We start from the raw sequence: 719 nt of genomic DNA on the forward strand, positions 1-719 counted from the left end.
GCCGACGAACAGGGCCGAGATGCTGCGTCCGGCAACGAAGCGCTGGAAATAGCGGCCGGCGATCGGGCTTTCTCCGGCTGCTCGTCTGACGTGCCCGCCGCCGGCGCCGCCCGCGGTCTTGACCACCCAGTTCTCCCGATCAGGCGGCTGGTCCCATCGCGATTGCGGATGCGGGATGCCAAGTTCGGCGCAATCATCGGCCAGCAACTGCGGATCCTTGATCCTGCGGATTGCGGCGCCGCCATTGCCTGCGAGCGGAAAGTGTCGCGCGATCTCGTCCACGGTCTCAGGCATCCGCTCAAACCCTGAGCCCAGGATAATGGCGACCGGCAGGTCGTCGCCAGCCAATCGCCGAAGCGTGTCGACGATGCGCTCGCCGTCGATGCCCCTCTGCAGGTCGCCCGGCAGCATCGTCGCACGTTCGGCGAGCGCGACGGTGTCCGTATCGCAAAAGAAATCGGCAACCAGCGGACGATAGCCGGCGCGACGCGCGGCGGCGGCCAGCGCCCGGCCTGAAATTGCCGCGATCAAAAGAGATCCGGCGTTACTTGGCAATCTCGCGTGCAAGGGAAAACGCTTCCTGAAAATCGAGCGTGATCGTCTTTTCGGATTCGATCATTCTTTTGAAGAGACCGAATTCGACCTTATATTTGACATTGCCGATGGCAAGCGGACCAATGCCGACAGCTTTTGCCGCTTCGAGTGGATCACCATTGGCA

Annotated in this window: 1 pseudogene; it reads right to left on the minus strand. The window is 62.6% G+C overall.

Going from position 1 to position 719, the window contains the following annotated elements:
• Window positions 1–531, minus strand: a pseudogene (locus EN939_RS36700) (ATP-grasp domain-containing protein); the annotation flags it as partial.
• Window positions 532–719: the final 188 nt, after the last annotated feature.

This window comes from Mesorhizobium sp. M7A.F.Ca.CA.002.05.1.1, from assembly GCF_003998335.1.
Lineage (GTDB): Bacteria > Pseudomonadota > Alphaproteobacteria > Rhizobiales > Rhizobiaceae > Mesorhizobium.